The 25,202-nt window shown below is 59.7% G+C and carries 23 protein-coding genes and 1 riboswitch; of the genes, 15 read left to right on the plus strand and 8 right to left on the minus strand.

Annotated elements, in window-relative coordinates; all coding sequences use genetic code 11:
• The first annotated feature begins 47 nt into the window (after positions 1 to 47).
• Entirely contained in the window at positions 48 to 1,061 is a 1,014-nt protein-coding gene (gene tsaD, locus AB8W27_RS03310; RefSeq protein WP_015742468.1) for a tRNA (adenosine(37)-N6)-threonylcarbamoyltransferase complex transferase subunit TsaD, read from the plus strand.
• A gap of 39 nt (positions 1,062 to 1,100) precedes the next feature.
• Here the strand turns inward: tsaD and plsY are convergent, their stop codons facing one another.
• A complete protein-coding gene (gene plsY, locus AB8W27_RS03315) occupies positions 1,101 to 1,718 on the minus strand; it encodes a glycerol-3-phosphate 1-O-acyltransferase PlsY (protein ID WP_015742467.1) in 618 nt (205 codons plus the stop codon).
• Positions 1,719 to 1,825: 107 nt separating this feature from the next.
• Between plsY and folB the strand changes: the two genes are divergently transcribed.
• Both folB and bacA read left to right on the plus strand, forming a co-directional pair.
• Complete coding sequence (folB, locus tag AB8W27_RS03320; protein ID WP_007707315.1) at positions 1,826 to 2,185, plus strand: bifunctional dihydroneopterin aldolase/7,8-dihydroneopterin epimerase; 360 nt, start codon at positions 1,826 to 1,828, stop codon at positions 2,183 to 2,185.
• A gap of 126 nt (positions 2,186 to 2,311) precedes the next feature.
• Positions 2,312 to 3,130 (plus strand): undecaprenyl-diphosphate phosphatase, encoded by an 819-nt coding sequence (gene bacA, locus AB8W27_RS03325; RefSeq protein WP_015742465.1) that lies wholly within the window; start codon positions 2,312 to 2,314, stop codon positions 3,128 to 3,130.
• A gap of 5 nt (positions 3,131 to 3,135) precedes the next feature.
• On the opposite strand, the gene AB8W27_RS03330 is transcribed toward bacA, so the two are convergent.
• Together AB8W27_RS03330 and AB8W27_RS03335 are read right to left on the minus strand one after the other, a co-directional pair.
• Entirely contained in the window at positions 3,136 to 4,383 is a 1,248-nt protein-coding gene (locus AB8W27_RS03330; RefSeq protein ID WP_015742464.1) for a multifunctional CCA addition/repair protein, read from the minus strand.
• 95 nt (positions 4,384 to 4,478) lie between these two features.
• On the minus strand, positions 4,479 to 5,093 hold the full coding sequence (locus AB8W27_RS03335; RefSeq protein WP_007764052.1) for a TIGR04211 family SH3 domain-containing protein: 615 nt from the start codon (positions 5,091 to 5,093) through the stop codon (positions 4,479 to 4,481).
• 250 nt (positions 5,094 to 5,343) lie between these two features.
• On the opposite strand from AB8W27_RS03335, the gene AB8W27_RS03340 reads away from it, so the two are divergent.
• From AB8W27_RS03340 to hldE, 3 genes are all read left to right on the plus strand, one after another.
• Complete coding sequence (locus tag AB8W27_RS03340; RefSeq protein ID WP_015742462.1) at positions 5,344 to 6,645, plus strand: inorganic triphosphatase; 1,302 nt, start codon at positions 5,344 to 5,346, stop codon at positions 6,643 to 6,645.
• Positions 6,646 to 6,664: 19 nt separating this feature from the next.
• Positions 6,665 to 9,502, plus strand: a complete 2,838-nt coding sequence (glnE, locus tag AB8W27_RS03345) for a bifunctional [glutamate--ammonia ligase]-adenylyl-L-tyrosine phosphorylase/[glutamate--ammonia-ligase] adenylyltransferase (RefSeq protein WP_015742461.1) — start codon at positions 6,665 to 6,667, stop codon at positions 9,500 to 9,502.
• 67 nt (positions 9,503 to 9,569) lie between these two features.
• Positions 9,570 to 10,997, plus strand: a complete 1,428-nt coding sequence (gene hldE / locus AB8W27_RS03350) for a bifunctional D-glycero-beta-D-manno-heptose-7-phosphate kinase/D-glycero-beta-D-manno-heptose 1-phosphate adenylyltransferase HldE (RefSeq protein ID WP_041923921.1) — start codon at positions 9,570 to 9,572, stop codon at positions 10,995 to 10,997.
• A gap of 51 nt (positions 10,998 to 11,048) precedes the next feature.
• Here hldE and AB8W27_RS03355 read toward each other — a convergent pair whose 3' ends face one another.
• The gene (locus AB8W27_RS03355) at positions 11,049 to 11,411 is read right to left on the minus strand and encodes an accessory factor UbiK family protein (protein ID WP_015742459.1); all 363 of its coding nucleotides are present in this window, start codon (positions 11,409 to 11,411) and stop codon (positions 11,049 to 11,051) included.
• A gap of 123 nt (positions 11,412 to 11,534) precedes the next feature.
• Positions 11,535 to 11,719: riboswitch (FMN riboswitch) on the plus strand.
• Positions 11,720 to 11,826: 107 nt separating this feature from the next.
• Between AB8W27_RS03355 and ribB the strand changes: the two genes are divergently transcribed.
• Positions 11,827 to 12,480 carry a 3,4-dihydroxy-2-butanone-4-phosphate synthase gene (gene ribB, locus AB8W27_RS03360; RefSeq protein WP_015742458.1) on the plus strand — a complete coding sequence of 218 codons (654 nt, stop codon included), beginning with the start codon at positions 11,827 to 11,829 and terminating at the stop codon, positions 12,478 to 12,480.
• 65 nt (positions 12,481 to 12,545) lie between these two features.
• On the opposite strand, the gene zupT is transcribed toward ribB, so the two are convergent.
• Complete coding sequence (gene zupT, locus AB8W27_RS03365) at positions 12,546 to 13,322, minus strand: zinc transporter ZupT (RefSeq protein WP_041923920.1); 777 nt, start codon at positions 13,320 to 13,322, stop codon at positions 12,546 to 12,548.
• Positions 13,323 to 13,513: 191 nt separating this feature from the next.
• On the opposite strand from zupT, the gene ygiD reads away from it, so the two are divergent.
• Positions 13,514 to 14,305 carry a 4,5-DOPA dioxygenase extradiol gene (gene ygiD / locus AB8W27_RS03370; protein ID WP_041923919.1) on the plus strand — a complete coding sequence of 264 codons (792 nt, stop codon included), beginning with the start codon at positions 13,514 to 13,516 and terminating at the stop codon, positions 14,303 to 14,305.
• A gap of 28 nt (positions 14,306 to 14,333) precedes the next feature.
• Here ygiD and AB8W27_RS03375 read toward each other — a convergent pair whose 3' ends face one another.
• From AB8W27_RS03375 to tolC, 3 genes are all read right to left on the minus strand, one after another.
• On the minus strand, positions 14,334 to 15,494 hold the full coding sequence (locus AB8W27_RS03375; protein WP_015742455.1) for a glutathionylspermidine synthase family protein: 1,161 nt from the start codon (positions 15,492 to 15,494) through the stop codon (positions 14,334 to 14,336).
• Positions 15,495 to 15,497: 3 nt separating this feature from the next.
• Positions 15,498 to 16,157, minus strand: coding sequence for a DUF1190 family protein (locus AB8W27_RS03380; RefSeq protein ID WP_015742454.1), 660 nt, complete (start codon positions 16,155 to 16,157; stop codon positions 15,498 to 15,500).
• Between the two features lie 149 nt (positions 16,158 to 16,306).
• The gene (gene tolC, locus AB8W27_RS03385) at positions 16,307 to 17,794 is read right to left on the minus strand and encodes an outer membrane channel protein TolC (protein ID WP_041923918.1); all 1,488 of its coding nucleotides are present in this window, start codon (positions 17,792 to 17,794) and stop codon (positions 16,307 to 16,309) included.
• Positions 17,795 to 18,006: 212 nt separating this feature from the next.
• Here tolC and nudF point away from each other — a divergent pair, with 212 nt between their 5' ends.
• The 7 genes from nudF (at position 18,007) to AB8W27_RS03420 (ending at position 25,193) form a co-directional block, all read left to right on the plus strand.
• A complete protein-coding gene (gene nudF, locus AB8W27_RS03390) occupies positions 18,007 to 18,639 on the plus strand; it encodes an ADP-ribose diphosphatase (RefSeq protein WP_041923917.1) in 633 nt (210 codons plus the stop codon).
• Between the two features lie 2 nt (positions 18,640 to 18,641).
• The gene (locus AB8W27_RS03395; RefSeq protein ID WP_007764016.1) at positions 18,642 to 19,064 is read left to right on the plus strand and encodes a DUF1249 family protein; all 423 of its coding nucleotides are present in this window, start codon (positions 18,642 to 18,644) and stop codon (positions 19,062 to 19,064) included.
• A gap of 24 nt (positions 19,065 to 19,088) precedes the next feature.
• Positions 19,089 to 19,916 (plus strand): 3',5'-cyclic-AMP phosphodiesterase, encoded by an 828-nt coding sequence (gene cpdA / locus AB8W27_RS03400; protein ID WP_007764014.1) that lies wholly within the window; start codon positions 19,089 to 19,091, stop codon positions 19,914 to 19,916.
• Positions 19,916 to 20,491, plus strand: a complete 576-nt coding sequence (gene yqiA, locus AB8W27_RS03405) for an esterase YqiA (RefSeq protein WP_015742449.1) — start codon at positions 19,916 to 19,918, stop codon at positions 20,489 to 20,491. Before cpdA ends, yqiA begins: the two co-directional genes overlap by 1 nt.
• Before the next feature lie 42 nt (positions 20,492 to 20,533).
• Complete coding sequence (gene parE, locus AB8W27_RS03410) at positions 20,534 to 22,426, plus strand: DNA topoisomerase IV subunit B (RefSeq protein ID WP_015742448.1); 1,893 nt, start codon at positions 20,534 to 20,536, stop codon at positions 22,424 to 22,426.
• 251 nt (positions 22,427 to 22,677) lie between these two features.
• The gene (gene mdcA / locus AB8W27_RS03415; protein ID WP_015742447.1) at positions 22,678 to 24,333 is read left to right on the plus strand and encodes a malonate decarboxylase subunit alpha; all 1,656 of its coding nucleotides are present in this window, start codon (positions 22,678 to 22,680) and stop codon (positions 24,331 to 24,333) included.
• The gene (locus AB8W27_RS03420; RefSeq protein WP_041923916.1) at positions 24,333 to 25,193 is read left to right on the plus strand and encodes a triphosphoribosyl-dephospho-CoA synthase; all 861 of its coding nucleotides are present in this window, start codon (positions 24,333 to 24,335) and stop codon (positions 25,191 to 25,193) included. Before mdcA ends, AB8W27_RS03420 begins: the two co-directional genes overlap by 1 nt.
• The last annotated feature ends 9 nt before the right edge of the window (positions 25,194 to 25,202 follow it).

Consider the following 25,202-nt stretch of genomic DNA (forward strand, 5'->3'; position numbering starts at 1 on the left):
GCCGTTGGCCCTACACTGCGCGGCAGGCGAGAGAGGTAAGAAAAACCATGCGTGTACTGGGAATTGAGACATCCTGTGATGAAACCGGCATCGCGATTTATGACGATGAAAACGGGTTATTAGCCAACCAATTGTATAGTCAGGTAAAACTGCATGCCGATTACGGCGGCGTCGTGCCTGAACTGGCCTCGCGCGATCACGTGCGTAAAACCGTACCCCTGATCCAGGCCGCGATAAAAGAAGCGGGTCTGACGGCGAAGGGTATCGACGCGGTGGCGTATACCGCAGGGCCAGGCCTTGTGGGCGCGCTGTTAGTCGGCGCGACGGTCGGCCGCGCGCTGGCGTTTGCCTGGAATGTGCCTGCGGTGCCGGTGCACCATATGGAAGGCCATCTGCTGGCGCCCATGTTAGAAGACAATCCGCCCGCGTTTCCTTTCGTGGCGCTGCTGGTTTCCGGCGGCCATACGCAGCTTATCAGCGTCACCGGTATTGGCCAGTATGAATTGCTGGGCGAGTCTATCGACGACGCCGCGGGCGAAGCTTTCGACAAAACGGCCAAGCTGCTGGGGCTCGATTACCCGGGCGGCCCGATGCTGTCGAAAATGGCGGCGCAGGGCACCGCGGGGCGCTTTACCTTCCCGCGCCCGATGACCGACCGTCCGGGCCTTGATTTCAGCTTCTCGGGGCTGAAAACCTTCGCGGCGAATACGATCCGCGATAACGGCACCGACGATCAGACCCGCGCCGACATTGCGCGCGCGTTTGAAGATGCGGTCGTCGATACCCTGATGATCAAATGCCGCCGTGCGCTGGATCAGACCGGCTTTAAACGCCTGGTGATGGCGGGTGGGGTGAGCGCTAACCGCACGCTGCGCGCGCGCCTTGCGGAAATGATGCAAAAACGCGGCGGCGAAGTGTTCTATGCGCGCCCGGAATTCTGCACCGATAACGGCGCGATGATCGCTTATGCGGGCATGGTGCGTCTGAAAGCGAAAGGCGAAGCGGGGCTTGGCGTGACCGTCCGTCCGCGCTGGCCGCTGGCGGAGCTGCCTGCCGCGTAACGCGTCAGCACACAGGTATAAAGAAAAAGGAGTGAATCATCACTCCTTTTTTTGTGGCCGCTTTTTGCGAAACCGGCTCCAGATTTTACTTTCCTGGCCGCGCCACAGGCGCTGAATATTATCGTGATGACGCAGCAGGATAAGACAGGAGAGCATCGCCACCGGGAACGTAAACTGCGGTTTAAACCACCAGACATAAAACGGCGCCACCAGCGCGCTGATAATCGCTCCCAGTGACGAGTAACCGCTCAACAACACTGTCAGAAACCAGGTGCCGGCCATCACGCCGGTAAGATCCCAGCCGATAGGCGCAATCGCGCCAAACGCCGTCGCCACACCTTTACCGCCGCGAAAATGGAAAAAGACCGGCCAGATATGGCCCAGACAGGCGGCAATGGCGATAAGCCCCAGCCAGAACGGCGTCACGCCCAGCGCATACGCGCCCCAGACGGGCAGCATGCCTTTCAGCACGTCGAATATCAGTACCGCTACGGCTGCTCCCTTGCCGCCAATCCGCAGGACGTTGGTCGCTCCGGGGTTGCCGGAACCGCTGTCACGAGGGTCGGGGAGACCTGCGATGCGGCAGACCAGAATGGCGCTGGAGATCGAGCCGCAAAGGTACGCGAGGAGGATCATTCCAGGCGCGATTGCACTCATAACGCTGTTCCGTTGTGAAAATGTCGTTGTATTCTCTGCATCTGTGGATAATACGCATATTTTGCCGGAAGTGGTATCCGGCTGGGCTAAAAACAGGCAGGGCCGTGATGGACATAGTATTTATAGAGCAACTTTCGGTAATCACCACTATTGGCGTTTACGACTGGGAACAGACCATCGAGCAGAAACTGGTGTTCGATATCGAAATCGGCTGGGACAACCGCGCGGCGGCCGCGAGTGACGACGTGCGCGACTGTCTGAGCTACGCCGACGTCACGCAGGCGGTGCTGGAGCACGTCGGTAATGGTCGTTTTGCGCTGGTGGAGCGGGTGGCGGAAGAAGTGGCGGAGATCATTCTGACGCGCTTTAACGCCCCCTGGGTACGCATCAAATTAAGCAAGCCAGGCGCAGTGGCGCAGGCCGCGAACGTCGGTGTAATGATTGAGCGTAGCAATAATCCGAATTAAAACATTTAAATTCATAATGAGTAAACCAAACGCGGGTATACCGGTCATAATGCAGGAACTTACGCGGCCGTCGCGCTGACTGCCGCGTTTTTTAGCGCTTATTTTTGGGGTACGAGGGTTTACTGAATGACTGATATGCACTCGCTGCTGGTGGCGGCGATCCTGGGCATTGTTGAAGGGCTCACCGAATTCCTGCCGGTCTCCAGCACCGGCCATATGATTATCGTGGGCCACCTGCTGGGGTTTGAAGGCGACACCGCGAAAACCTTTGAGGTGGTTATCCAGTTGGGTTCCATTCTGGCGGTCGTCGTGATGTTCTGGCGTCGCCTGTTCGGGCTCATCGGCATTCACTTCGGGCGTCCGCCGCATGAAGGGCTTGGCAAAGGTCGCCTTTCGCTCATTCACATTCTGCTCGGTATGGTGCCGGCGGTGGTGCTTGGCCTGGTGTTCCACGATTTCATCAAATCGCTGTTTAACCCGATCAATGTGACCTATGCGCTGGTGGTCGGCGGCGTGCTGCTGATTATCGCTGAAGTGTTCAAACCGAAAGAACCCAAAGCGCCGGGGCTTGATGATATGACTTATCGCCAGGCGTTTTTCATCGGCTGCTTCCAGTGCCTCGCGTTGTGGCCGGGCTTCTCGCGCTCCGGCGCGACTATCTCCGGCGGTATGCTGGTGGGCGTCAGCCGCTACGCGGCCTCTGAGTTCTCATTCCTGCTCGCCGTGCCGATGATGATGGGCGCCACGGCGCTGGATCTCTATAAAAGCATGGGCTTCCTGACGATGGCGGATCTGCCGATGTTCGCGGTCGGTTTTGTCACTGCCTTCGTCGTGGCGCTGGTAGCGATCAAAACCTTCCTGCACATCATCAAGCGTATCTCTTTTATTCCTTTCGCGATCTACCGTTTCATCGTTGCCGCTGCGGTTTACGCGGTCTTCATGTAAACGTCTTAGCCCTCAGCCGCAGGCTGGGGGCACCGCGCTTCCTTCCAGGCCGCCACCGCGCGAATACGCCGTTTTGTCAGCTCTTCCCGAATCGCCGGGCCGGTAAAGCCAGCTTCTACGACCTCTTTTGGCGATACCGCGCGCGCCACTTCCCACGCTTCGCGCAGCAGCCGCGCCTGCGGATAATCTTTCGCTTCAAACCCGGTGCGTCCGCGCACGTCCGCTTCGCTGGTGATGGCAATCTGCTCAACGCGTTGCGGCTTGCGCCAGGCGTCTATTGAATCAAACAGGCCCACAATCGTGCGCGGTTTCAGTACCGGGAAGGTATGAATCAGGTCGTGGAATTCGGCCACCAGCTTCGCGAGATCGCGAATGTCGTTCGGCACGCGCAGCCGCTGGCAGACTTGCCCCACAAGGCGCACGCCCGCCGGGCCGTGACCGTGATGGCGCGGCCAGAGGTGCGGCGGCGTCAGGCCTTTACCGAGATCGTGGCACAGCGCGGCAAAACGCACGTCCACCGCCGGGCTTAACATCGCGGCCATGGAGAGCGTCATCAGCGTATGAATGCCGGTGTCGATTTCAGGGTGCCATTTGGCCGGAGCCGGGACGCCGAACAGCTTATCGACTTCCGGGAACAGCACTTTCAGCGCGCCGCACTCGCGCAGCATCAGGAAGTAGATTTGCGGGTTACGGGTGGTCAGCGCGCTTTCCGTTTCTTTCCAGACGCGCTCCGGCGTCAGGTGTTCCAGTTCGCCGTTCTCCGCCATCTCGCGCATCAGCGCCAGCGTTTCCGGCGCGATGCGAAACCCGAGGTGAGCGTAACGCGCGGCGAAGCGGGCCACGCGCAGCACGCGCAGCGGATCTTCGTTAAACGCGGGGGAGACATGGCGCAGCAGGCGCGCTTTTAGATCGTCGCGGCCGTGGTAAGGGTCGATAAATTCGCCGCAGTCGTCCTGAGCGATGGCGTTAATGGTGAGATCGCGGCGCTGTAAATCCTGCTCCAGCGTCACGTCCGGCGCGGCATAGCAGGTAAAGCCGGTATAACCCTGGCCGGATTTCCGCTCGGTGCGCGCCAGCGCGTACTCTTCATGGGTTTGCGGGTGCAGAAACACAGGAAAATCTTTGCCGACCTGCTGATACCCAAGCTCCAGCATCTGGGCGGGCGTGGCGCCCACGACCACCCAGTCTTTGTCCTTTACCGGCAGCCCTAACAGGGCATCACGCACCGCACCACCAACCAGATAACTCTTCACGCATTCCACTCCGACATCGATTTAGCCGACAGATAATACGTTAAGTGTAGAGGAGATGGTGAGTGAAAAGGGCAGCGGGCGCTGCCCTGAGCGGTTTAGTTCATCCAGCGGTCTTTGCGCTTGCGGCTTGGGATCATGTGCGGCAGCAGTAAACCGAGCAGCAGGCCGACGCCCAGCACGCCGCCGCCATACATAAACCACTGCATGATGATGGTGCGCTGTTTATCATCGATCTGAATATTGGCGGCGTTTACTTTCTTCTGCGCCACGATAAGCTCGTTTCTGAGCTTCTGATTCTCATCTTTCAGGCCGTTAATGATGCCGTCGCTGGCGGCGACTTTCTTTTGCATCTCCGCCGTGCGCTGATTCCAGGTGGTGTCGATATTCGTCAGTTTATCGGTCAGGGTTTTGACCTGATTTTCCAGCTCCGGCACGCGGGTGCGCAGGCTGGGCTCGCTTTTCAGCTGCTCCAGCGGGATCCACGATGTGCGGCCACTGGTATCACGAATCTGTCCATATTTGCCGTTACTTTCGAGCAGTGCGACTTCTTCGCCGGCATTGACCGTGCCGACCAGGCGGTAATTGTCACCGGGGCCGCTACGCACCCAGGTGTTGAGTTCATCCGAGACATAGCGTTTTTCTTCGGCAACGGCCTGGAAAGTGACGCTAAGCGCAAGCAGGGAAAGGCAAATCAGACGTAATTTGTGCATCAGTTGGTCGTTATTGTCGTTGAAAGTGGAACGATAGTAGTGGCATCAGTCTGACGATGCAAAGCGTAAACCTGAATGGGAATCTTCCTGGTCAGCCTGTCGCCTGCCACCGCGGCAAATTTCGTATTTTGATGGCGTCAAAAAGCCTCAAACATGGCAATTTTTCGCAAAATACTATCTACTGACAGATACCAGGCTATTAAGTTCGCTGGAGTTTTCTTCAGTGTGACTCAACGAGTAAAGCAGAGACATGGCTCAGGAAATCGAACTCAAATTTATCGTCGACCCCGAACAGATTGACGCGCTGCGCGCCGCGCTGAATGCCCTTGAGGCCGAACACAGCGACCCGCGCCAGCTGCTCAACATCTATTACGAAACCGCGGACAACCAGTTGCGCCGTCACGATATGGGGCTGCGCGTTCGCGGCGATAATGGCCGTTATGAGATGACCATGAAAGTGGCTGGCCGCACGACCGGCGGGCTGCATCAGCGTCCGGAATATAATGTCGCGCTGGAATCCCCGGAGCTTGCGCTCACGCGCTTTCCGGCGGAAGTCTGGCCCGAAGGGCTGTCGCCCGAGACGTTGCAGGCGGCGGTGCAGCCGCTGTTCAGCACCGATTTCGCGCGTGAAAAGTGGGTGGTTACTTACGGTGAAAGCCGCATTGAGCTGGCGCTTGATCGCGGCGAAGTGAAAGCCGGCGAGCTGGCGGAGCCTATTTGCGAGCTGGAGCTGGAACTGCTTCAGGGCGAGGCGGCCGACGTACTGAAGTTCGCCCGTCAGCTGGTCGCGAAACCGGGCCTGCGTCAGGGGAGCCTCAGCAAAGCGGCGCGCGGTTATCACCTGGCGCAGGGGAATCCTGAACGCCCGCTGCGTCCGCTCACGCTCCTTAAAGCGCCTGCGAAAATGACTGTCGAACAGGGGCTTGAAGCGTCGCTGGAGTGGGCGCTCGATCACTGGCTGTACCACGACGAGCTGTGGCTGCGTGGTAACGACAAAGCGAAGCAGCAGGTGCGAGAGGCGATTGCGCTGGTACGCCATACGCTGGCGTTGTTCGGCGGCATCGTTCCCCGAAAAGCGAGTACTCGCTTACGTGACCTGCTGACCCAGTGCGAGGCGACGCTTGCGACCGACGCGTCGGCCCAGACGGTTGCTTTCAGCGCTATTCAGGCCTCTGCGCGCCTGGCGCTCACCGAATGGCTGATCTTCCGCGGCTGGCAGCCTTTCCTTGATGAAAAGGGCCGTCAGAAGATGGCGGATTCCTGGAAACGCTTTGCCGATATTAACCTCTCGCGTCACGCCGCCGAGCTGAAAGCCGCGTTTGGCCAGCCGCTCGGCGACCGCTACGTTGATCAACTGCCGCGTCTTTCGCGCGAACTGGACGCGCTGCGTCTGCTGGCGGGCGTCTATAACGAAACCGTCGCGCTGTTCTGGCTCGATAACTGGCAGGGGCTGCGTCACGCCATCGAAACCGGCCAGCGCATTGAAATTGAACACTTCCGCAATGAGGCTATCTCGCAGGCGCCGTTCTGGCGGCACAGCGGGAAAGTGTAAATAACCACAGGAAACCCGCATGACGCCGCTCTCCCTCCCTTTGCAACAGCACTGGCAAGCCGTGGTGGAGCGGCTGCCTTTTGATACCGCCGCACTCAGCGATGAGGCGCGCGCGGTGCTGACCTTCAGCGATTTCGTGCGCGAGGCGCTCAGCGCGCGCCCGGAATGGCTGAACGAGCTGGAAGCCGCGCCGCCTGTGCCTGACGAGTGGCAGCATTACCCCGCCTGGCTGCAGACAGCGCTTGCGGACGTTAACGACGAGGCGGCGCTGATGCGCGCGCTGCGCCAGTTCCGCCGCCGGATGATGACGCGGATCGCCTGGTCGCAGACGCTGAAACAGGCCACCACGCAGCAAACGCTCACGCAGCTCAGCCAGCTTGCGGAAACCCTTATCGTCGCTGCGCGCGACTGGCTTTACGCCGCCTGCTGTCGCGAATGGGGCACGCCATGCAACGCGCAGGGCGTCCCACAGCCGCTGATGATCCTCGGTATGGGGAAACTTGGCGGCGGCGAGCTCAACTTTTCTTCGGATATCGATCTTATCTTCGCCTGGCCGGAAGGCGGCTCGACGCAGGGCGGCCGGCGCGAGCTGGATAATGCCCAGTTTTTCACGCGTCTTGGCCAGCGGCTCATTAAAGCGCTCGACCAGCCCACGCAGGACGGTTTTGTCTACCGCGTGGACATGCGCCTGCGCCCGTTCGGCGACAGCGGCCCGCTGGTGCTGAGCTTCGCCGCGCTTGAGGATTACTACCAGGAGCAGGGGCGCGACTGGGAGCGCTACGCGATGGTGAAAGCGCGCATCATGGGCGACACCGACGACGCCTGGAGCCAGGAGTTGCGCGCCATGCTGCGGCCATTCATCTTCCGCCGCTATATCGATTTCAGCGTGATTCAGTCGCTGCGAAATATGAAGGGCATGATTGCCCGCGAGGTGCGCCGCCGGGGGCTGACCGATAACATCAAACTCGGCGCGGGCGGTATTCGCGAAACCGAATTTATCGTCCAGGTGTTCCAGCTGATCCGCGGCGGGCGCGAGCCGTCCTTACAGCAGCGCTCGCTGCTGCCGACGCTTGAGGCGATTGAACATCTGCATCTGCTTTCCGCTGGCGACGCCGCCTGCCTGCGGGACGCCTATCTCTTCCTGCGGCGTCTCGAAAACCTGCTGCAAAGCATTAACGATGAACAAACCCAGACGCTGCCGGGCGACGCGCTGAACCGCGCGCGTCTGGCGTGGGCGATGGACGAAGAGCGCTGGGAGGCGCTCAGCGCGCGGCTGGAGCGCCATATGGCGGGCGTGCGCCGCGTGTTTAACGAGCTTATCGGCGATGAAGAGCCGGGCACAGGCGAAGAGGCGCTGAACGAAGGCTGGCGCGAGCTGTGGCATGACGCGCTGGATGCCGACGACGACGCGCCGGTGCTGAGCGCGTTAGGGGCGGAAGGCCGGATGCGGTTCCTCGCGACGCTCGCGGATTTTCGCAAAGAGACCGAAAAGCGCACCATTGGCCCGCGCGGGCGTCAGGTGCTCGATAACCTGATGCCGCCCCTGCTGAGTGCCGTCTGCGCAAGTCCTGACGACGCGGCGCTGGCGCTCTCCCGCGTGACGCCGCTGCTGACCGGCATCGTTACGCGCACCACTTATCTTGAGCTGTTAAGCGAATATCCCGGCGCGCTGAAGCACTTAATCCGCCTGTGCGCCGCCTCGCCGATGGTCGCAAGCCAGCTGGCGCGCTATCCGCTGCTGCTTGATGAACTGCTCGATCCGAATACGCTCTATCAGCCGACGGCGATGGATGCCTACCGCGATGAACTGCGCCAGTATCTGCTGCGCGTGCCGGATGACGACGAAGAACAACAGCTTGAGGCGTTGCGGCAGTTTAAACAGGCGCAACTGCTGCGTGTGGCCGCGGCGGATATCGCCGGTACGCTGCCGGTGATGAAAGTGAGCGATCACTTAACCTGGCTTGCCGAGGCAATCATCGACGCGGTGGTACAGCAGGCGTGGGGCCATATGGTGGCGCGCTACGGCCAGCCGACGCATCTGCGCGAACGCGACGGCCGCGGTTTCGCGGTGGTGGGCTATGGCAAACTTGGCGGCTGGGAGCTCGGCTACAGCTCCGATCTTGATTTAGTCTTCCTGCACGACTGTCCGGCGGATGTGATGACCGACGGCGAGCGCGAGATCGACGGGCGCCAGTTCTATCTGCGCCTGGCGCAACGCATTATGCATCTCTTCAGCACCCGCACGTCGTCCGGCATTCTCTATGAAGTGGACGCCCGTCTGCGCCCGTCCGGCGCGGCCGGGATGCTGGTGACTACCGCGCAAGCGTTCGCCGATTACCAGAAAAACGAGGCCTGGACGTGGGAGCATCAGGCGCTGGTGCGCGCCCGCGTCGTCTACGGCGACAGGCCGCTGCAGGCGCAGTTTGACGCCATTCGCCGTGAGGTGCTCGCCACCCCGCGCGACAACGACAAGCTGCAAACCGACGTGCGCGAGATGCGCGAAAAAATGCGCGCGCACCTGGGCAATAAATACCGCGATCGGTTTGATATCAAAGCCGATGAAGGCGGCATTACGGATATCGAATTTATTACGCAGTATCTGGTGCTGCGCTACGCGCCGGAGCAGCCGAAGCTGACGCGCTGGTCCGATAATGTGCGTATTCTTGAACTACTGGCGCAGCACGACATTATGCGCGAGGACGAAGCGAAAGCGCTCACGCACGCCTATGTCACCCTTCGCGATGAACTGCACCATCTGGCCTTGCAGGAACAGCCAGGGCATGTGGCGCAGACGGCGTTCGGGCCCGAGCGCGAACAGGTGCGCGACAGCTGGCGGCGCTGGCTGGCCCCGGCGTAACCGTGCGATTGCGCGTAACTGTGCTATCATCGCGCGCAAATTTTGGTGTCTCTCAGGAGAGTCAGGAATGAAAGTAACGCTGCCCGATTTTGAACGCGCAGGCGTCATGGTAGTAGGTGATGTGATGCTGGACCGCTACTGGTATGGCCCGACGAGCCGCATTTCGCCGGAAGCGCCGGTGCCGGTCGTGAAAGTGGAAACCATCGAAGAGCGCCCGGGCGGCGCGGCGAACGTGGCGATGAACATCGCGTCTCTCGGGGCCAGTTCGCGCCTGGTCGGCCTGACCGGCATTGACGACGCGGCGCGCGCGCTCAGCCAGTCACTCTCACAGGTGAACGTGAAGTGTGATTTCGTGTCAGTGCCGACGCACCCGACCATCACCAAGCTGCGCGTGCTGTCGCGCAACCAGCAGCTGATTCGCCTTGATTTCGAGGAGGGCTTCGACGGGGTCGATCCCGAGCCGCTGCACGAGCGCATCAACCAGGCGCTGGGGCAGATCGGCGCGCTGGTGCTTTCTGACTACGCCAAAGGCGCGCTCGCAAGCGTCCAGCAGATGATCCAGCTGGCGCGTAACGCGGGCGTTCCGGTACTTATCGATCCCAAAGGCACCGATTTCGAGCGCTATCGTGGCGCCACGCTGCTGACGCCGAACCTGTCTGAATTCGAAGCGGTGGCGGGCAAATGCAAAAACGAGCAGGAGATTGTCGAGCGCGGCATGAAAATCATCGCCGATTTCGATCTCAGCGCGCTGCTGGTGACCCGCTCGGAACAGGGCATGACGCTGCTGCAACCGGGCAAAGCGCCGTTCCACCTGCCGACGCAGGCGCAGGAAGTCTATGACGTGACCGGCGCGGGCGATACCGTGATTGGCGTGCTGGCGGCGACGCTGGCGTCCGGCAATTCGCTGGAAGAAGCCTGCTTCTTCGCGAACGCTGCGGCGGGCGTGGTGGTCGGCAAGCTCGGTACGTCAACCGTATCGCCGGTGGAACTGGAAAACGCCGTGCGCGGGCGCTCGGAAACCGGCTTTGGCGTGATGAGCGAAGCGGCGCTGAAAGAAGCCGTGCTGGCGGCGCGCAAGCGCGGCGAGAAAGTGGTGATGACCAACGGCGTGTTCGACATTCTTCACGCAGGCCACGTCTCGTATCTGGCGAATGCCCGCAAACTCGGCGACCGTCTGATTGTGGCGGTCAACAGTGATGCCTCCACCCGACGCCTGAAAGGCGAAACCCGTCCGGTAAACCCGCAGGAGCAGCGCATGATTGTGCTGGCCGCGCTGGAAGCGGTCGACTGGGTGGTGCCGTTTGAAGAAGACACGCCGCAGCGGCTTATCAGCGAAATCCTGCCGGATCTGCTGGTCAAAGGCGGCGACTATAAGCCTGAAGATATCGCAGGCAGCAAAGAGGTGTGGGCCAACGGCGGGGAGGTCATGGTGCTGAACTTTGAAGATGGCTGCTCGACCACCAATATCATTAAGAAGATCCAGAAGAACAGTTAAAGCCGTCTGGTGCGAACGCCCCTTGCCTGGCAGGGGGCGTTGTTGTTTCTGTCAGTCCTGCTTGTCGAGGCTGTCAACCGGCGGGATGGCAGGCGGCGGCGTCACGGCGGTGACGGGCGCGCTGGCGCTGCCTGCGGTCGCTGAAGTCTCTGCCGGCGCGGAGGCGGTGGTTGCGCCGCTGGATTCCAGTGCAGTCAGACGCTGTTCCAGCGCCGTCAGTTTCTCACGCGTGCGCAGCAGTACCTGCGTCTGCACGTCAAACTCCTCACGACTCACCAGATCCAGGCGAGACAGCTGGGCCTGCAATACCTGGCGGATTTTCTTCTCAACATCTTCCCCGATCTCACGGATCCCTTTTGGCATCGATTCATGGACCTGACGGGCGATCTGTTCAATTTTTTTCGGGTCAATCATAGCGGTTTCCCTGATCTGGTATGGTCTGAAGAGTAATTGTAATCGCTGATCGGAAGGGTATAAACCGGAAATGTTTGAATCTCATGCATTGCCGACGATTATCAATGGCGTTATAGTTATTCCGCTTATTCTCAGGGCGGGGTGTAATTCCCCACCGGCGGTAAATCAGGCTGATCCTGCTTCTGCGCGAAAGCGTCAGACGCAAGGTAAACTGAAAGCCCGCGAGCGCTTCAGGTTGTTTCTGAAGGTCAGCAGATCCGGTGTAATTCCGGGGCCGACGGTTAAAGTCCGGATGGGAGAGAGTAACGATCTGCCTGGGCTTATGCCCACTCACGTTATTTTGCTTGCCGCTTGTCGGCACTCCTAAGACCGCCCTGATTCTGGTAATCCATATAATTAATGAGGTTTCTTTACCATGAATCAGACGCTTCTTTCTGCTTTTGGCACCGCTTTTGAACGCGTGGAAAACGCGATCGCCGCACTGCGCGAAGGGCGCGGCGTGATGGTGCTCGATGACGAGAACCGTGAAAACGAAGGCGATATGATTTTCCCCGCCGAAACCATGACCGTTGAACAGATGGCGTTAACCATCCGTCACGGCAGCGGCATCGTTTGCCTGTGCCTGACCGAAGAACGCCGTAAACAGCTCGACCTGCCGATGATGGTGGAAAACAACACCAGCGCGTTCGGCACCGGCTTTACCGTGACTATCGAAGCGGCGCACGGCGTGACGACCGGCGTTTCCGCCGCCGACCGCATCACGACCATTCGCGCGGCGATTGCCGATGACGCGAAACCATCCGATCTGCACCGTCCTGGGCACGTTTTCCCGCTGCGCGCGCAGCCGGGCGGGGTATTGACTCGCGGCGGTCACACCGAAGCGACCATCGATTTAGTCTCGCTGGCAGGCTTTAAACCAGCGGGCGTGTTGTGCGAACTGACCAATGACGACGGCACCATGGCGCGTGCGCCGGAGTGCATCGCGTTTGCCCGCGAACACAATATGCCGGTCGTGACCATCGAAGATTTAGTGAGCTATCGCCAGGCGCAGGAGCGCAAAGCGAGTTGACAAAAAGCCCGGCGAACGCCGGGCCTGAATGCTTCTGAAAAGCCCGGTCTGACCGGGCTTTTTTATTAGCCGCTAAGGCCGCTGGTTTGCAGCAGCGTCAGGCTTAATCCCATCACCGACATGCCGCACAGCACGCCGTAGCTCGGGTTGTTATGCGGATCGATCTCTTTGGCAAGCGGCATCAGCTCATCTACCGACAACGCCACCATGATCCCTGCGACCGCCGCCATAATCGCCGCCATGACCACCGGCGACACCATCGTGCCGAGGATCAGCCACGCCAGTACCCCGCCCAGAATTTCAGCCATCCCGGAGAGCCCCGCCCAGATAACGGCTTTACGGCGCGAGCCCGTTGCCGCATAAACCGGGCCCGCCACCGCCAGCCCTTCCGGGATGTTGTGCAGCGCGACCGCGAGCGCAATCCCGAAACCCAGCTCCAGATTAGTGCTGGCCGTCACGTAGGTGGCGACACCTTCCGGAAAGTTATGCAGGCTGATGCCAAGCGTCAACAGGAGCGCGGTGCGGCGCAGGTTACGCGACGCGTGAGCTGGCGACGGATCGATAAGATCCTGCGGATGCGCGTGCGGCAGCAGGCGATCGAGCGCGAAATAGCCCAGCAGGCCGACGATAAACATGCCATAACCCAGCACCGGCGACATGCCTTCTTCGCCGAGCGCGGCGGGCAGCATTTCCATAAGGGAAATCAGCAGCATAATGCCTGCGGCAAAACCCAGCGAGAAAGCCAGCAGCCGGTTAGAGGGCTTCTGACCGAGCACGCCGAGTAGCGCGCCGATAAACGTGGCGCCGCCCGCCAGTAAGGTCAGGATCAGAGGCACAGACATCGAACACTCCTTTTTGATAATGATTATCATTAATGTATCGAGCGGAACGGAAAAGTCGAGGCCCGTCCGTGGCTTTTACAGATTACTTACATTCAAATTTTCTGACGGTCTTCATCATGGTTATCTCCGTTCTTTCAGCGCGTAATCGGCGTAAGGTAAGTCCATTGATATTACCGTTTCAGGATAAAAAAATGACTCCGTCATCCCGTATGCCTGCACTGTTTCTGGGCCACGGCAGCCCGATGAACGTGCTGGAAGATAACCGTTATACCCGCGCCTGGCGCGCGCTTGGCGAAACGTTGCCGCGTCCGAAAGCCATTGTGATGGTTTCGGCACATTGGTTTACGCGCGGTACCGGCGTGACCGCGATGGAACAGCCGCAAACCATTCACGATTTCGGCGGTTTCCCGCAGGCGCTGTACGATACCCATTATCCGGCCCCCGGCTCGCCAGCGCTGGCGCAGCGCGTCGTGGATCTTCTCGCGCCGCTGCCGGTTACGCTCGATAAAGACGCCTGGGGCTTTGACCACGGCGCCTGGGGCGTACTGATAAAAATGTATCCGCAGGCGGATATTCCGCTAGTGCAGTTGAGTATAGATAGTACCAAACCTCCGGTCTGGCACTATCAGATGGGCCGCCGCCTTGCCGCACTGCGTGACGAAGGCGTCATGCTGGTGGCGAGCGGCAACGTCGTCCATAACCTGCGTACTGCACGCTGGCATGGGGAAGGTGAGCCGTACCCGTGGGCGGAGTCGTTCAATAACTTTGTCAAAGAAAACCTGACGTGGCGCGGCGAGGCGGCAGATCACCCGCTGGTCAACTATCTGGATCATCCCGGCGGCAGCCTGTCGAACCCGACGGCGGATCATTTCCTGCCGCTGCTGTACGCGCTCGGCACGTGGGACGGCACCGAAACAGTGAGCGTTCCGGTGGATGGTCTGGAAATGGCGTCGTTAAGCATGTTGTCGGTGCAGGTGGGTTAACCATGGCGCCCCTGGGGCGCCATCGCTGTTATTCCACAAACAGATGCGGGTAGAAGCGCGACAGATCCTGGGTTATCAGCGCCTTATCTTCACGAATACCGATCCCGGCGGGCTGGTCGTTGATAAGCCAGCTGCCGATAAGCGTATAGCTGTCACCAAATTTCGGCAGCGGGCAGAACTGCTGCAAGATAGTGCCTTCTTCGCCATACGGGCCTTCCACCTGCTCGATGGTCTGACCGTTCTCGATAATCGACACGTTAGCGCCTTCGCGGGAAAAGAGGGGTTTCACCACATATTTTTCCATCGACGGCGGATTATCTTCGCTAAAGTAAGCTGGCAGCAGGTTAGGGTGGTTCGGGTAGAGCTCCCAGAGCAGCGGCAGCAACGCTTTGTTGGAGATGATGCTCTTCCACGCAGGCTCCAGCCAGCGCACGCCCGCGTCTTCCAGCTTGGTGGAGAACGTCTCGCGCAGCATGTACTCCCACGGATAGAGCTTAAACAGATTGCTAATCACCTGATCCTGCAGATCGGTAAACTGCCCCTTTTCGCCAAGGCCGATATCTTCGATAAACAGAAAATCGTTCTCGATCCCGGCTTCGCTGGCGCAATCCTGTAAATACTGCACCGTGCCGCGATCCTCTACCGTATCGCGACAGCAGGCGAGATGCAGGCGGTTAAAGCCATATTGCGCTTTAAGCTCGCCGAAACGCTCAATGATCTTCTCCTGGAGGCTGTTGAACTGATCGCTGCCCTGCGGGAGGTTCCCGGCGCGCAGCTGATCTTCAAGCCAGATCCACTGAAAGAACGCCGCTTCATACAAAGAGGTCGGCGTGTCGGCGTTATTTTCAAGAAGCTTCGGCTCGCCGCGTCCATCCCAGGCGAGATCGAGACGCGAATAGAGCGACGGCTGGCCGCTGCGCCAGGACTGACGCACAAACTCCCATGTGTGCTTAGGAATACGGAATTTGGTCATCAGCGCGTCGCTTGCAACCACTTTCTCGACGACCTGTAAGCACATCTGGTGCAGCTCGGCGGTCACGTCTTCGAGCTTTTCGACCTGCGCCAGCGTCAGCCGGTAGTAGGCGTCTTCGCACCAGTACGGCTCGCCGTACATCGTGTGGAAGTTAAAGCCGTATTCCGTTGCCTTTTCGCGCCAGTCCGGGCGCTCGCTGATAGCGATTCTTTCCATGTGTCAGCCGCCCATTGAACGAGAAGAGGAGGAGCCTGCGGCGCTGCGCTGCATCGTGGCCTGTTTCGCGACGGAATCGCCGAAACCGCCGCGGGTGATGGTCGAAGTGGTGGCCGGTTTCGGCGCCAGCGCGGTTTTCGGTACGTTCATGGTGCGGCCCGGCTGCGCGGCGCCGTAGTTGCGGCCGCTGGCGTCGGTGTATTTACCGTAAGCCGGGCTTGCCGGGTTGCGCGAGCTGAACAACGGCTGCTGGGCGAACCCCATGCCGCCGCCGCCCATCAGACGGCCCATCATGTAACCCGCCATCAGCGGCATCCACATGCTGCCGGTCTGCTGCGTGGCCTGGCTGGTATTGGTATTATTGACCTGCTTGCACTGATCTTCGCCAAATTCCGCGACACAGTCTTCACGCGTGGCGTATTTCGGCGCGGTGCGCTCCGCCTCTTTCAGGGCGTTGTTGTACGCGGTGGTGCACTCAGCGCTTTTGCCGGGGTTGGCGGTCGAGCAATCGTCCGCATTCTGGTAAAGCTGCACGGTTTCGTCGTTCTTTTCACAACCGGCGAGCATAAACGCCGCCGTGACCGCGAAGGCCACCGGCGTTAAATGGCGCGCGTTCCAGCTTTTGCGAAACATTGCGCGGTTAATCTGTTTTGTCCGTTTCATGCCTGCATCCTGACCCAGTGGTATTGCACAGTTATGGTGCTCAGGATAGTGGATGAGTGGTTGAAATTAAAGCGGGGAGCCGGATGGCGCGGGGATCTTTACGTTGACTTACGTTCAGGCGGGAGGCGTATGGGCCTCCCGCGCAGACGTTACTGACGGAACGGATTGCTGCTGTTGCTATTGCCGCTGCGCGTTGCCGCGGCTGGCTGCATAGCGGATGCTGAACCGCCGCTGTTGGTCATGTTATTCACGGCGGCATCCTGCTGCGGGTTTTCCGGCGCGACATTTTCCGGCGCGGTGGAAACCGGTTTGCCCAGCGAGTTGTTCAGCGCGACCAGATCCTGCTCGTTGAGCGTACCCAGCGCAGATTTAATATTGAGCTGGTTGATCAGGTAGTTATAACGCGCGCTGGAGAGCTGCTGCTTGGCGTTGTACAGGGTGGTGGTGGCGTCCAGCACATCGACGATGGTACGCGTACCGACCGAGTAACCCGCTTCCATCGCATCGAGTGAGCTTTGCGCGGAAACGACCGCTTGCTCATACGCTTTGATGCTGCTGATGGAGGCGTTCACGTTGTTATAGGAAGAACGTACGGTCTGTACCACGTTGCGGTGCGCGCTTTCCAGTTTCTCGCTGGCGCCCACGAAGCTGTATTGCGCCTGTTTAACCTGCGACGTCACCGAACCACCGCTGTAGAGCGGCAGATTGAAGCTCAGGCCGACGGAGTTCTGGCCGATTTTACGGTCGGCATAATTGCTCGCTGCCGCCCCGCCGGTATTGCTGCCGCTGTAATCGGTATCCGAGACGCTGCTGGACGCCGTTAAGCCGAGCGTCGGCATATGGCCGGTTTCGGCGTAGCGAATCTGCTCACGCGCCAGATCCTGGCTCAGACGGGCCTGCAACAGCGTCAGGTTGCGCTGCTCTGCTTCTTTCAGCAGCGCGTTAACGGCAGCCGGTTTGGTGGTTTTAAAGCTATCGACATTCAGCGACGCAAGCTGCGGATAGTAGTTGCCGGTTACCTGACGCAGCTGTTCCAGCGCATTGTCGAGGTTATTACGCGCGGTCACTTCATTGGCCAGCACGTTATCGTACTGCGCGCGGGCGTTCTGGACGTCGGTAATCGCCACCAGGCCTACGTTAAAGCGCTGGGTGGTTTGATCGAGCTGGCGGTAAATCGCCTGTTTCTGCGCTTCGGTGTAGGAGAGCGCGTCAATGGCGCTCAGCACCTGGAAATAGGCCGTCGCGGTGTTCAGCATCAGCGTTTGCTGATCGGTCTGATAGGTCACATCCTGAATGCCTGCGGTTTTTTCCTGCAGCGTCAGGGCGCGCCATTTGGACATATCGAAGATGGTCTGCGTTAACTGCAGCGACGCGCTCTTGGCGGTGCTGTCGATGCCGTCGTTATCGCGAAAACCGCTATTATAGGTGTAATCTGCACCCAGGCCGAGCTGCGGAAGTAAAGGACTGCGGGCTTCGTTAATTTTTTCGAATGCGGCGTCGCGGTCAGCAGCGGAGCTGCGCAGGTCCGGGTTGCTTAAACGTGCCTGCTGGTAAACCTGCAACAGGTTTTCTGCCTGGCTCATGGCGCTGAAGCCCGTCAGGCTCAGGCCGATAAGGATGGGGAGCAGTTTCTTCATTTGCATTCCTTGTTGTGAAGCATAAAGAATTTATTAGCGCTGTCAGAAGCCGAAAATTGATCGCCGATTCTACCAGAGTCAACCCGCCGTGAGGCTTGGCGTAACGTGCCTTCTGCCACTAAATTTCCACAATCTATCACATGGGCAATGAAACGGCAGGTAAACTGGCTTGAAATGCCCAGATTCGGCACCATCTCGAACCGGAAACCATCATGAGCAAATCAACCCGAAGCCCCATTACTTTCACCAAAAACGATGTAGAAATTATTGCACGGGAAAAGCTATATCGCGGCTTTTTTTCGCTCGATCTTTACCGCTTTCGGCACCGTCTTTTTAACGGTGAAATGAGCGGTGAAGTTCGGCGTGAAATTTTTGAGCGCGGCCATGCTGCAGTCCTGCTACCCTTTGACCCTGTGCGCGATGAGGTGGTCCTTATCGAGCAGATTCGCATCGCCGCTTTTGACACCAGCGACACCCCGTGGTTGCTGGAACTGGTCGCCGGCATGATTGAGCCTGGCGAAACGGTGGAAGAGGTCGCTCGCCGCGAAGCGGAAGAAGAAGCGGGGCTTTCCGTCGGGCGGGTAAAAAAATTCATGAGCTATCTGGCAAGCCCTGGCGGCACCAGCGAGCGCCTGTCATTACTGGTTGGCGAAGTGGACGCCACGACCGCGCAAGGCATACACGGTCTGGCTGATGAAAACGAAGATATTCGGGTTCATGTGGTAAGCCGGGAACAGGCATACCAGTGGGTAGAAGAGGGGAGAATCGACAACGCAGCCTCCGTCATCGCACTGCAATGGCTGCAGTTACATTATCAAGCATTGAGAAACGAGTGGAACACCTGAATATGAAGCGTTATACACCTGATTTTCCAGAAATGATGCGCCTGTGCGAAACCAACTTCGCGCAGTTGCGCCGCCTGCTGCCGCGCAACGACGCGCCGGGCGAAACCATTAGTTATCAGGTGGCGGGCGCGCAATACCGTTTAACCATCCTCGAATCAACCCGATACACCACGCTTGTGCAGATAGAGCAAACTGCGCCGAAAGTGAGTTACTGGAGTTTGCCGTCAATGAGCGTAAGGCTTTACCATGACGCCATGGTCGCGGAAGTGTGTTCAAGCCAGCAGATCTTTCGCTTCAAAGCGCGTTATGATTACCCAAATAAAAAGTTGCATCAGCGCGACGAAAAACATCAAATTAACCAGTTTCTTGCTGACTGGCTACGCTACTGTTTAGCGCATGGAGCAATGGCGGTTCCGGTTTGTTAGCGTCGTGAAACCTAAGGACACCATTTGGAAAGCCTGTTAAACCTTCCTGTTGCTGGTGGGGCCAGCGTCAGGATCTTACAAATTACAGATACTCACCTGTTTGCCGGAAAGAACGAGACGTTGCTTGGCATCAACACCTGGGAGAGCTACCAGGCGGTGCTGTCAGTGCTTCATGCCGAGCAGCGCGAGTGCGATCTGATTGTCGCGACAGGCGATCTGGCGCAGGATCATACGCCTGAGGCTTATGAGCACTTCGCGGCGGGGATTGCCACATTGCCTGCGCCCTGCGTCTGGCTGCCGGGCAACCACGATTTCCAGCCCGCCATGTTCAGTACATTGCACGACTCCGGTATTTCGCCCGCCAAACGCGTGTTCGCGGGCGATCGCTGGCAGGTGCTGCTGCTCGACAGCCAGGTCTTTGGCGTGCCGCACGGCGAGCTGAGCGACTACCAGCTTGAGTGGCTTGAGCGCATGCTTCAGCAGGCGCCGGAGCGCCATACGTTACTGCTCTTACACCATCATCCGTTACCGTCCGGCTGCGGCTGGCTCGATCAACACAGCCTGCGCAATGCCCAGGCGCTGGATGATGTGCTGAACCGCTACCCGCAAGTGAAACATCTGCTTTGCGGCCATATCCATCAGGAACTGGATCTCGACTGGAACGGGCGCCGCCTGATGGCGACGCCGTCCACCTGCGTTCAGTTTAAACCCCACTGCGCCGGCTTTACGCTCGATACGGTTGCGCCCGGCTGGCGCTGGCTGAATCTGCACCCTGACGGTTCACTCACCACGGAAGTGTGCCGCCTTGAAGGCGCGCAGTTCCGCCCTGATACCGCATCAGAAGGATACTGATGTCTACGCTCCTCTACCTCCACGGTTTTAACAGTTCTCCTCGCTCGGCGAAGGCCACCAGCCTGCAACGCTGGCTGGCGCAGCATCACCCTGATATCAACATGGTTGTTCCTCAACTGCCGCCGTATCCGTCTGATGCGGCGGAGCTGCTGGAATCTTTAGTGCTTGAGCACGGCGGCGAACCGCTCGGCGTCGTGGGCTCGTCGCTTGGCGGCTATTACGCGACCTGGCTTTCGCAATGTTTTCTGCTGCCGGCTGTGGTGGTGAACCCGGCGGTGCGCCCCTTTGAGCTGCTGACCGATTTTCTCGGCGCTAACGAGAACCCCTACACCGGGCAGCAATATGTGCTAGAGTCTCGCCATATTTACGATCTGAAAGTGATGCAAATTGAGCCGCTCGACGCCCCGGATCTCATCTGGCTATTGCAGCAGACCGGCGACGAGGTGCTGGATTACCGCCAGGCAGTCGCGTACTACGCGCCATGCCGTCAGACGGTGGAAACCGGCGGCAACCACGCTTTTGCAGGCTTTGAAGATTATTTCACGCAGATTGTCGATTTCCTTAGCCTGCGTTAACGCTAAGGCAACGATCCCGTTTTGTGACCTGACGATAAAATCATGACCCAATCCTATAATGCCGATGCCATTGAGGTGCTCACCGGGCTTGAGCCGGTGCGCCGCCGTCCGGGGATGTATACCGACACCTCCCGTCCCAACCATCTGGGCCAGGAAGTTATTGATAACAGCGTCGATGAAGCGCTGGCCGGGCACGCCAGACGCGTCGACGTGATCCTTCACGCCGACCAGTCGCTGGAAGTTATCGACGACGGGCGCGGCATGCCGGTGGATATCCATCCGGAAGAGGGCGTTCCCGCCGTGGAACTGATCCTCTGCCGTCTGCACGCGGGCGGTAAATTCTCGAACAAAAACTACCAGTTCTCCGGCGGCCTGCATGGCGTGGGGATCTCTGTGGTTAACGCCCTGTCAAAACGCGTGGAAGTCAACGTGAAACGCGACGGGCAGATCTACAACATCGCTTTTGAAAATGGCGAAAAGGTGAAAGAGCTGAGCGTGGTCGGCACCTGCCCGAAGCGCCAGACCGGCACCAGCGTCCACTTCTGGCCGGATGAAAAATTCTTCGACAGCCCGCGCTTTTCCGTCTCCCGCCTGACGCACCTGCTGAAAGCGAAAGCGGTACTTTGCCCGGGCGTTGAGATCAACTTTAAAGATCAGGTGAACAACACCGAGCAGCGCTGGTGCTACCTGGATGGTCTCAACGACTACCTGTGTGAAGCGGTAAACGGGCTGATTACCCTGCCGGAAAAACCGTTTATCGGTAACTTCTCCGGCGAGACGGAAGCGGTGGACTGGGCGCTGCTGTGGCTGCCGGAAGGCGGCGAGCTGCTAACCGAAAGCTACGTTAACCTGATCCCGACCATGCAGGGCGGCACCCACGTCAACGGCCTGCGCCAGGGCCTGCTGGACGCCATGCGTGAGTTCTGCGAATACCGCAACATCCTGCCGCGCGGCGTGAAGCTCTCGGCGGAAGATATCTGGGAGCGCTGCGCCTATGTCCTGTCGGTGAAAATGCAGGATCCGCAATTCGCGGGCCAGACTAAAGAGCGCCTGTCGTCACGCCAGTGCGCGGCGTTTGTCTCAGGCGTGGTGAAAGACGCTTTCAGCCTGTGGCTTAACCAGAACGTCCAGGCGGCGGAACAGCTCGCGGAGCTCGCCATCGCCAGCGCTCAGCGTCGTCTGCGCGCGGCCAAAAAAGTGGTGCGTAAAAAGCTCACCAGCGGCCCGGCGCTGCCCGGCAAACTGGCGGACTGCACCGCGCAGGATCTCAACCGCACAGAGCTTTTCCTGGTGGAAGGGGATTCCGCAGGCGGCTCCGCCAAACAGGCGCGCGATCGCGAATATCAGGCGATCATGCCGCTTAAGGGTAAGATCCTGAATACCTGGGAAGTGTCGTCGGATGAAGTGCTGGCCTCGCAGGAGGTGCACGATATCTCTGTTGCGATCGGCATCGATCCGGACAGCGACGATCTCAGCCAGCTGCGTTACGGCAAAGTCTGTATCCTCGCGGATGCGGACTCCGACGGTCTGCATATCGCCACGCTGCTGTGCGCGCTGTTTGTGAAACACTTCCGCTCGCTGGTGAAAGGCGGTCACGTTTACGTTGCCATGCCGCCGCTCTACCGTATCGATCTCGGCAAAGAGGTCTACTACGCGCTGGACGAAGAAGAAAAAGCGGGCGTGCTGGAACAGCTCAAGCGTAAAAAGGGCAAGCCGAACGTACAGCGCTTTAAAGGCCTCGGCGAAATGAACCCGATGCAGCTGCGCGAAACGACGCTGGATCCGAACACCCGCCGCCTGGTGCAGCTCACCATCAGCGACGACGACGACGCGCGCACGCTGGCGGTGATGGATATGCTGCTCGCCAAAAAACGCTCCGAAGACCGCCGTAACTGGCTGCAGGAGAAAGGCGATATGGCGGATATCGAAGTCTGATAGTGCCAGACCATGCCTCTTTCAGCGGCGCCTTCGGGCGCCGCTGCTGTTTCCGCTTGTCGATCCCTTCGTTTCAGCGCGTAGCAGAGTACGGCATTATGTTTGCGACTGAGATCAAATTCTGCGGCGTTAATCATTACTCCTGGAGTAATGATTCGCCCCCGCCCTTAATTGATGCACTTTTCTCCTGAGCGCACACTGGTTTTAGCGTTAAGCAAATCAAAAAGATTCGCTGAATCAGGAGGTTAATTATGACGGCTTACCAAACGCCGGGGCGTGTCTGGAACACGCGCCGCACGGAGAAACAGCGGCGTCTCGCCTCGGTTCCCGTGCAGGGCAAAGTGCTGCCCACCGCAGATCTCTCATCCATGCTCGAAAAACTCATCGCGCCCGGCGACCGGGTGGTACTGGAAGGCAATAACCAGAAGCAGGCGGATTTTCTCTCCCGCAGCCTTGCTGAGGTAAACCCGCACGTCGTGCATGACCTGCACATGATCATGCCAAGCGTCGGGCGCAGCGAACATCTCGATATCTTTGAGAAAGGCATCGCCCGCAAGCTCGACTTCTCGTTCTCCGGCACCCAGAGCCTGCGCATTTCGCAACTGCTGGAAGATGGCCAGCTGGAGATCGGCGCCATCCATACCTACATCGAACTTTACTCCCGGCTCTATGTCGATCTCGCCCCGAACGTGGCGCTGATCGCCGGTTACAAAGCCGACCGCAAAGGTAACCTCTACACCGGGCCGAGCACCGAAGATACGCCCGCGCTCGTGGAAGCCGCCGCGTTCCACGACGGCATCGTCATCGCCCAGGTGAATGAGCTGGTGGACGACGAATGTGATTTGCCGCGTGTCGATATTCCCGGCTCGTGGATCGATTATGTCGTGGTGGCGGATAAACCCTTCTTTATCGAACCGCTGTTCACCCGCGACCCGCGCCTCATCAAACAGGAACACATCCTGATGGCGATGATGGCGATTAAAGGCATCTACGCCGAACACCAGGTGCAGTCGCTTAACCACGGTATCGGCTTTAACACCGCCGCCATCGAACTGCTGCTGCCGACGTATGGCGAACAGCTCGGCCTGAAAGGCAAAATCTGTAAACACTGGACGCTCAACCCGCACCCGACGCTGATCCCGGCGATTGAAAGCGGCTGGGTGGAGAGCGTGCACTGCTTCGGCGGTGAACTGGGGATGGAAGAGTACATCCGCGCCCGTCCGGACGTCTTCTTTACCGGCGCTGATGGCTCGATGCGCTCCAACCGCGCTTTCTGCCAGCTGGCAGGCCAGTACGCGGTGGATATGTTTATCGGCTCGACCTTACAGGTGGACGGCCTCGCCAACTCCTCCACCGTCACCCGCGGCCGTCTTTCCGGCTTCGGCGGCGCGCCGAACATGGGCCATGACCCGCACGGCCGCCGTCACGCCACGCCAGCCTGGCTCAACATGATAACCGAGCCGGATCCGATGCAGCGCGGTAAAAAGCTGGTGGTGCAAATGGTCGAAACCTTCCAGGCAGGCGTGAAGCCAACCTTCGTGGAAAAACTCGATGCGGTCGACGTAGCGAAAGCCTCAGGCATGCCGCTCGCGCCGGTCATGATTTACGGCGATGACGTGACCCACGTGCTGACGGAAGAAGGCATCGCGTACCTCTACCGCGCCGAAAGTCTGGAAGAGCGTCGCGCGATGGTCGCCGCAGTCGCCGGTATCACCGACATCGGACTTGGCGTGGACGCCGCGCGCGTCGCCGCGCTGCGTAAGTGCGGCAAGGTCGTTTACCCGGAAGATATCGGCATTCGCCGCGCCGACGCCACCCGCTCGCTGCTTGCCGCGAGCAGCGTCGCCGACCTGGTGGAATGGTCAGGCGGTCTCTACAACCCACCTGCCAAATTCCGGAGCTGGTAATGAACCGACAGCCACTGACTCACGCCGACGGCACCGCAGACGCGCTGGCGCGCATCGCCACCGCCTGCCTGATTGATGAAGCGAGACTCACCCCGAAGCCGGGTCTGGTGGATTGTCGGGGCAGCGGCGCGCATCACGATTTAACGCTCGCGTTGATGGAGCGCTCGGCCCACAGCCTGACGCCGACGTTTCATGGGCTGGCCCAGCAGAGCTGGCAGCGTCCGGCGGATATCGCGCTGCGTGAAACCGTCGGCCGCCTGGGCCGCGAAGGCGAGGCGCAGATGATGGCGGCGACCGGCGGCGTCAATACGCACCGGGGCGCTATCTGGGCGCTGGGGCTGCTGGTAAGCGCTACCGCTATGTGCGGGGCTGACGCCTCAGCCGACGTCATCGCCGCCACCGCCGCGCGGCTTGCGAGCCTGCCGGACGCGGCTGCGCCAAAGGGCTTCAGCAAGGGGCTGCGCGCCACGCGCCGTTATCAGGTGCCAGGCGCGCGTGAAGAGGCGCAGCAGGGCTTCCCGCACGTCACGCGTCTCGCGCTGCCGCAGCTTCATGAGAGCCGCCGTCGCGGCGCGAACGAGACCGAAGCCCGGCTGGACGCGCTAATGGCGATCATGACCTCGCTCAGCGATACCTGCGTACTCAATCGCGCAGGCCTGACCGGTCAGTTCGCCATGCAGCGCGGCGCACGCGCCGTACTGGCGGCGGGCGGTACGGCAACCGCCCACGGGCGTCGCGAACTGGCAACGCTTGATAGCGAGATGCTGGCGCTCAACGCCTCGCCGGGCGGGGCCGCCGACTTGCTGGCCGCCACGCTCTATCTCGACCGCGTGGGCGCGTCATCCCGAATAACTGATTAAGAGGGTGTT

It is taken from the genome of Cronobacter turicensis (assembly GCF_041222865.1).
Taxonomy (GTDB): Bacteria; Pseudomonadota; Gammaproteobacteria; order Enterobacterales; family Enterobacteriaceae; genus Cronobacter; species Cronobacter turicensis.

Bases quoted from the DNA above. Each gene is read 5' to 3' on its own strand.
- tsaD (WP_015742468.1), top strand. From the start codon at position 48: ATGCGTGTACTGGGAATTGAGACATCCTGTGATGAAACCGGCATCGCG.
- plsY (WP_015742467.1), bottom strand. From the start codon at position 1,718: ATGAGTGCAATCGCGCCTGGAATGATCCTCCTCGCGTACCTTTGCGGC.
- folB (WP_007707315.1), top strand. From the start codon at position 1,826: ATGGACATAGTATTTATAGAGCAACTTTCGGTAATCACCACTATTGGC.
- bacA (WP_015742465.1), top strand. From the start codon at position 2,312: ATGACTGATATGCACTCGCTGCTGGTGGCGGCGATCCTGGGCATTGTT.
- AB8W27_RS03335 (WP_007764052.1), bottom strand. From the start codon at position 5,093: ATGCACAAATTACGTCTGATTTGCCTTTCCCTGCTTGCGCTTAGCGTC.
- AB8W27_RS03340 (WP_015742462.1), top strand. From the start codon at position 5,344: ATGGCTCAGGAAATCGAACTCAAATTTATCGTCGACCCCGAACAGATT.
- glnE (WP_015742461.1), top strand. From the start codon at position 6,665: ATGACGCCGCTCTCCCTCCCTTTGCAACAGCACTGGCAAGCCGTGGTG.
- hldE (WP_041923921.1), top strand. From the start codon at position 9,570: ATGAAAGTAACGCTGCCCGATTTTGAACGCGCAGGCGTCATGGTAGTA.
- AB8W27_RS03355 (WP_015742459.1), bottom strand. From the start codon at position 11,411: ATGATTGACCCGAAAAAAATTGAACAGATCGCCCGTCAGGTCCATGAA.
- ribB (WP_015742458.1), top strand. From the start codon at position 11,827: ATGAATCAGACGCTTCTTTCTGCTTTTGGCACCGCTTTTGAACGCGTG.
- zupT (WP_041923920.1), bottom strand. From the start codon at position 13,322: ATGTCTGTGCCTCTGATCCTGACCTTACTGGCGGGCGGCGCCACGTTT.
- ygiD (WP_041923919.1), top strand. From the start codon at position 13,514: ATGACTCCGTCATCCCGTATGCCTGCACTGTTTCTGGGCCACGGCAGC.
- AB8W27_RS03375 (WP_015742455.1), bottom strand. From the start codon at position 15,494: ATGGAAAGAATCGCTATCAGCGAGCGCCCGGACTGGCGCGAAAAGGCA.
- AB8W27_RS03380 (WP_015742454.1), bottom strand. From the start codon at position 16,157: ATGAAACGGACAAAACAGATTAACCGCGCAATGTTTCGCAAAAGCTGG.
- tolC (WP_041923918.1), bottom strand. From the start codon at position 17,794: ATGAAGAAACTGCTCCCCATCCTTATCGGCCTGAGCCTGACGGGCTTC.
- nudF (WP_041923917.1), top strand. From the start codon at position 18,007: ATGAGCAAATCAACCCGAAGCCCCATTACTTTCACCAAAAACGATGTA.
- AB8W27_RS03395 (WP_007764016.1), top strand. From the start codon at position 18,642: ATGAAGCGTTATACACCTGATTTTCCAGAAATGATGCGCCTGTGCGAA.
- yqiA (WP_015742449.1), top strand. From the start codon at position 19,916: ATGTCTACGCTCCTCTACCTCCACGGTTTTAACAGTTCTCCTCGCTCG.
- parE (WP_015742448.1), top strand. From the start codon at position 20,534: ATGACCCAATCCTATAATGCCGATGCCATTGAGGTGCTCACCGGGCTT.
- mdcA (WP_015742447.1), top strand. From the start codon at position 22,678: ATGACGGCTTACCAAACGCCGGGGCGTGTCTGGAACACGCGCCGCACG.
- AB8W27_RS03420 (WP_041923916.1), top strand. From the start codon at position 24,333: ATGAACCGACAGCCACTGACTCACGCCGACGGCACCGCAGACGCGCTG.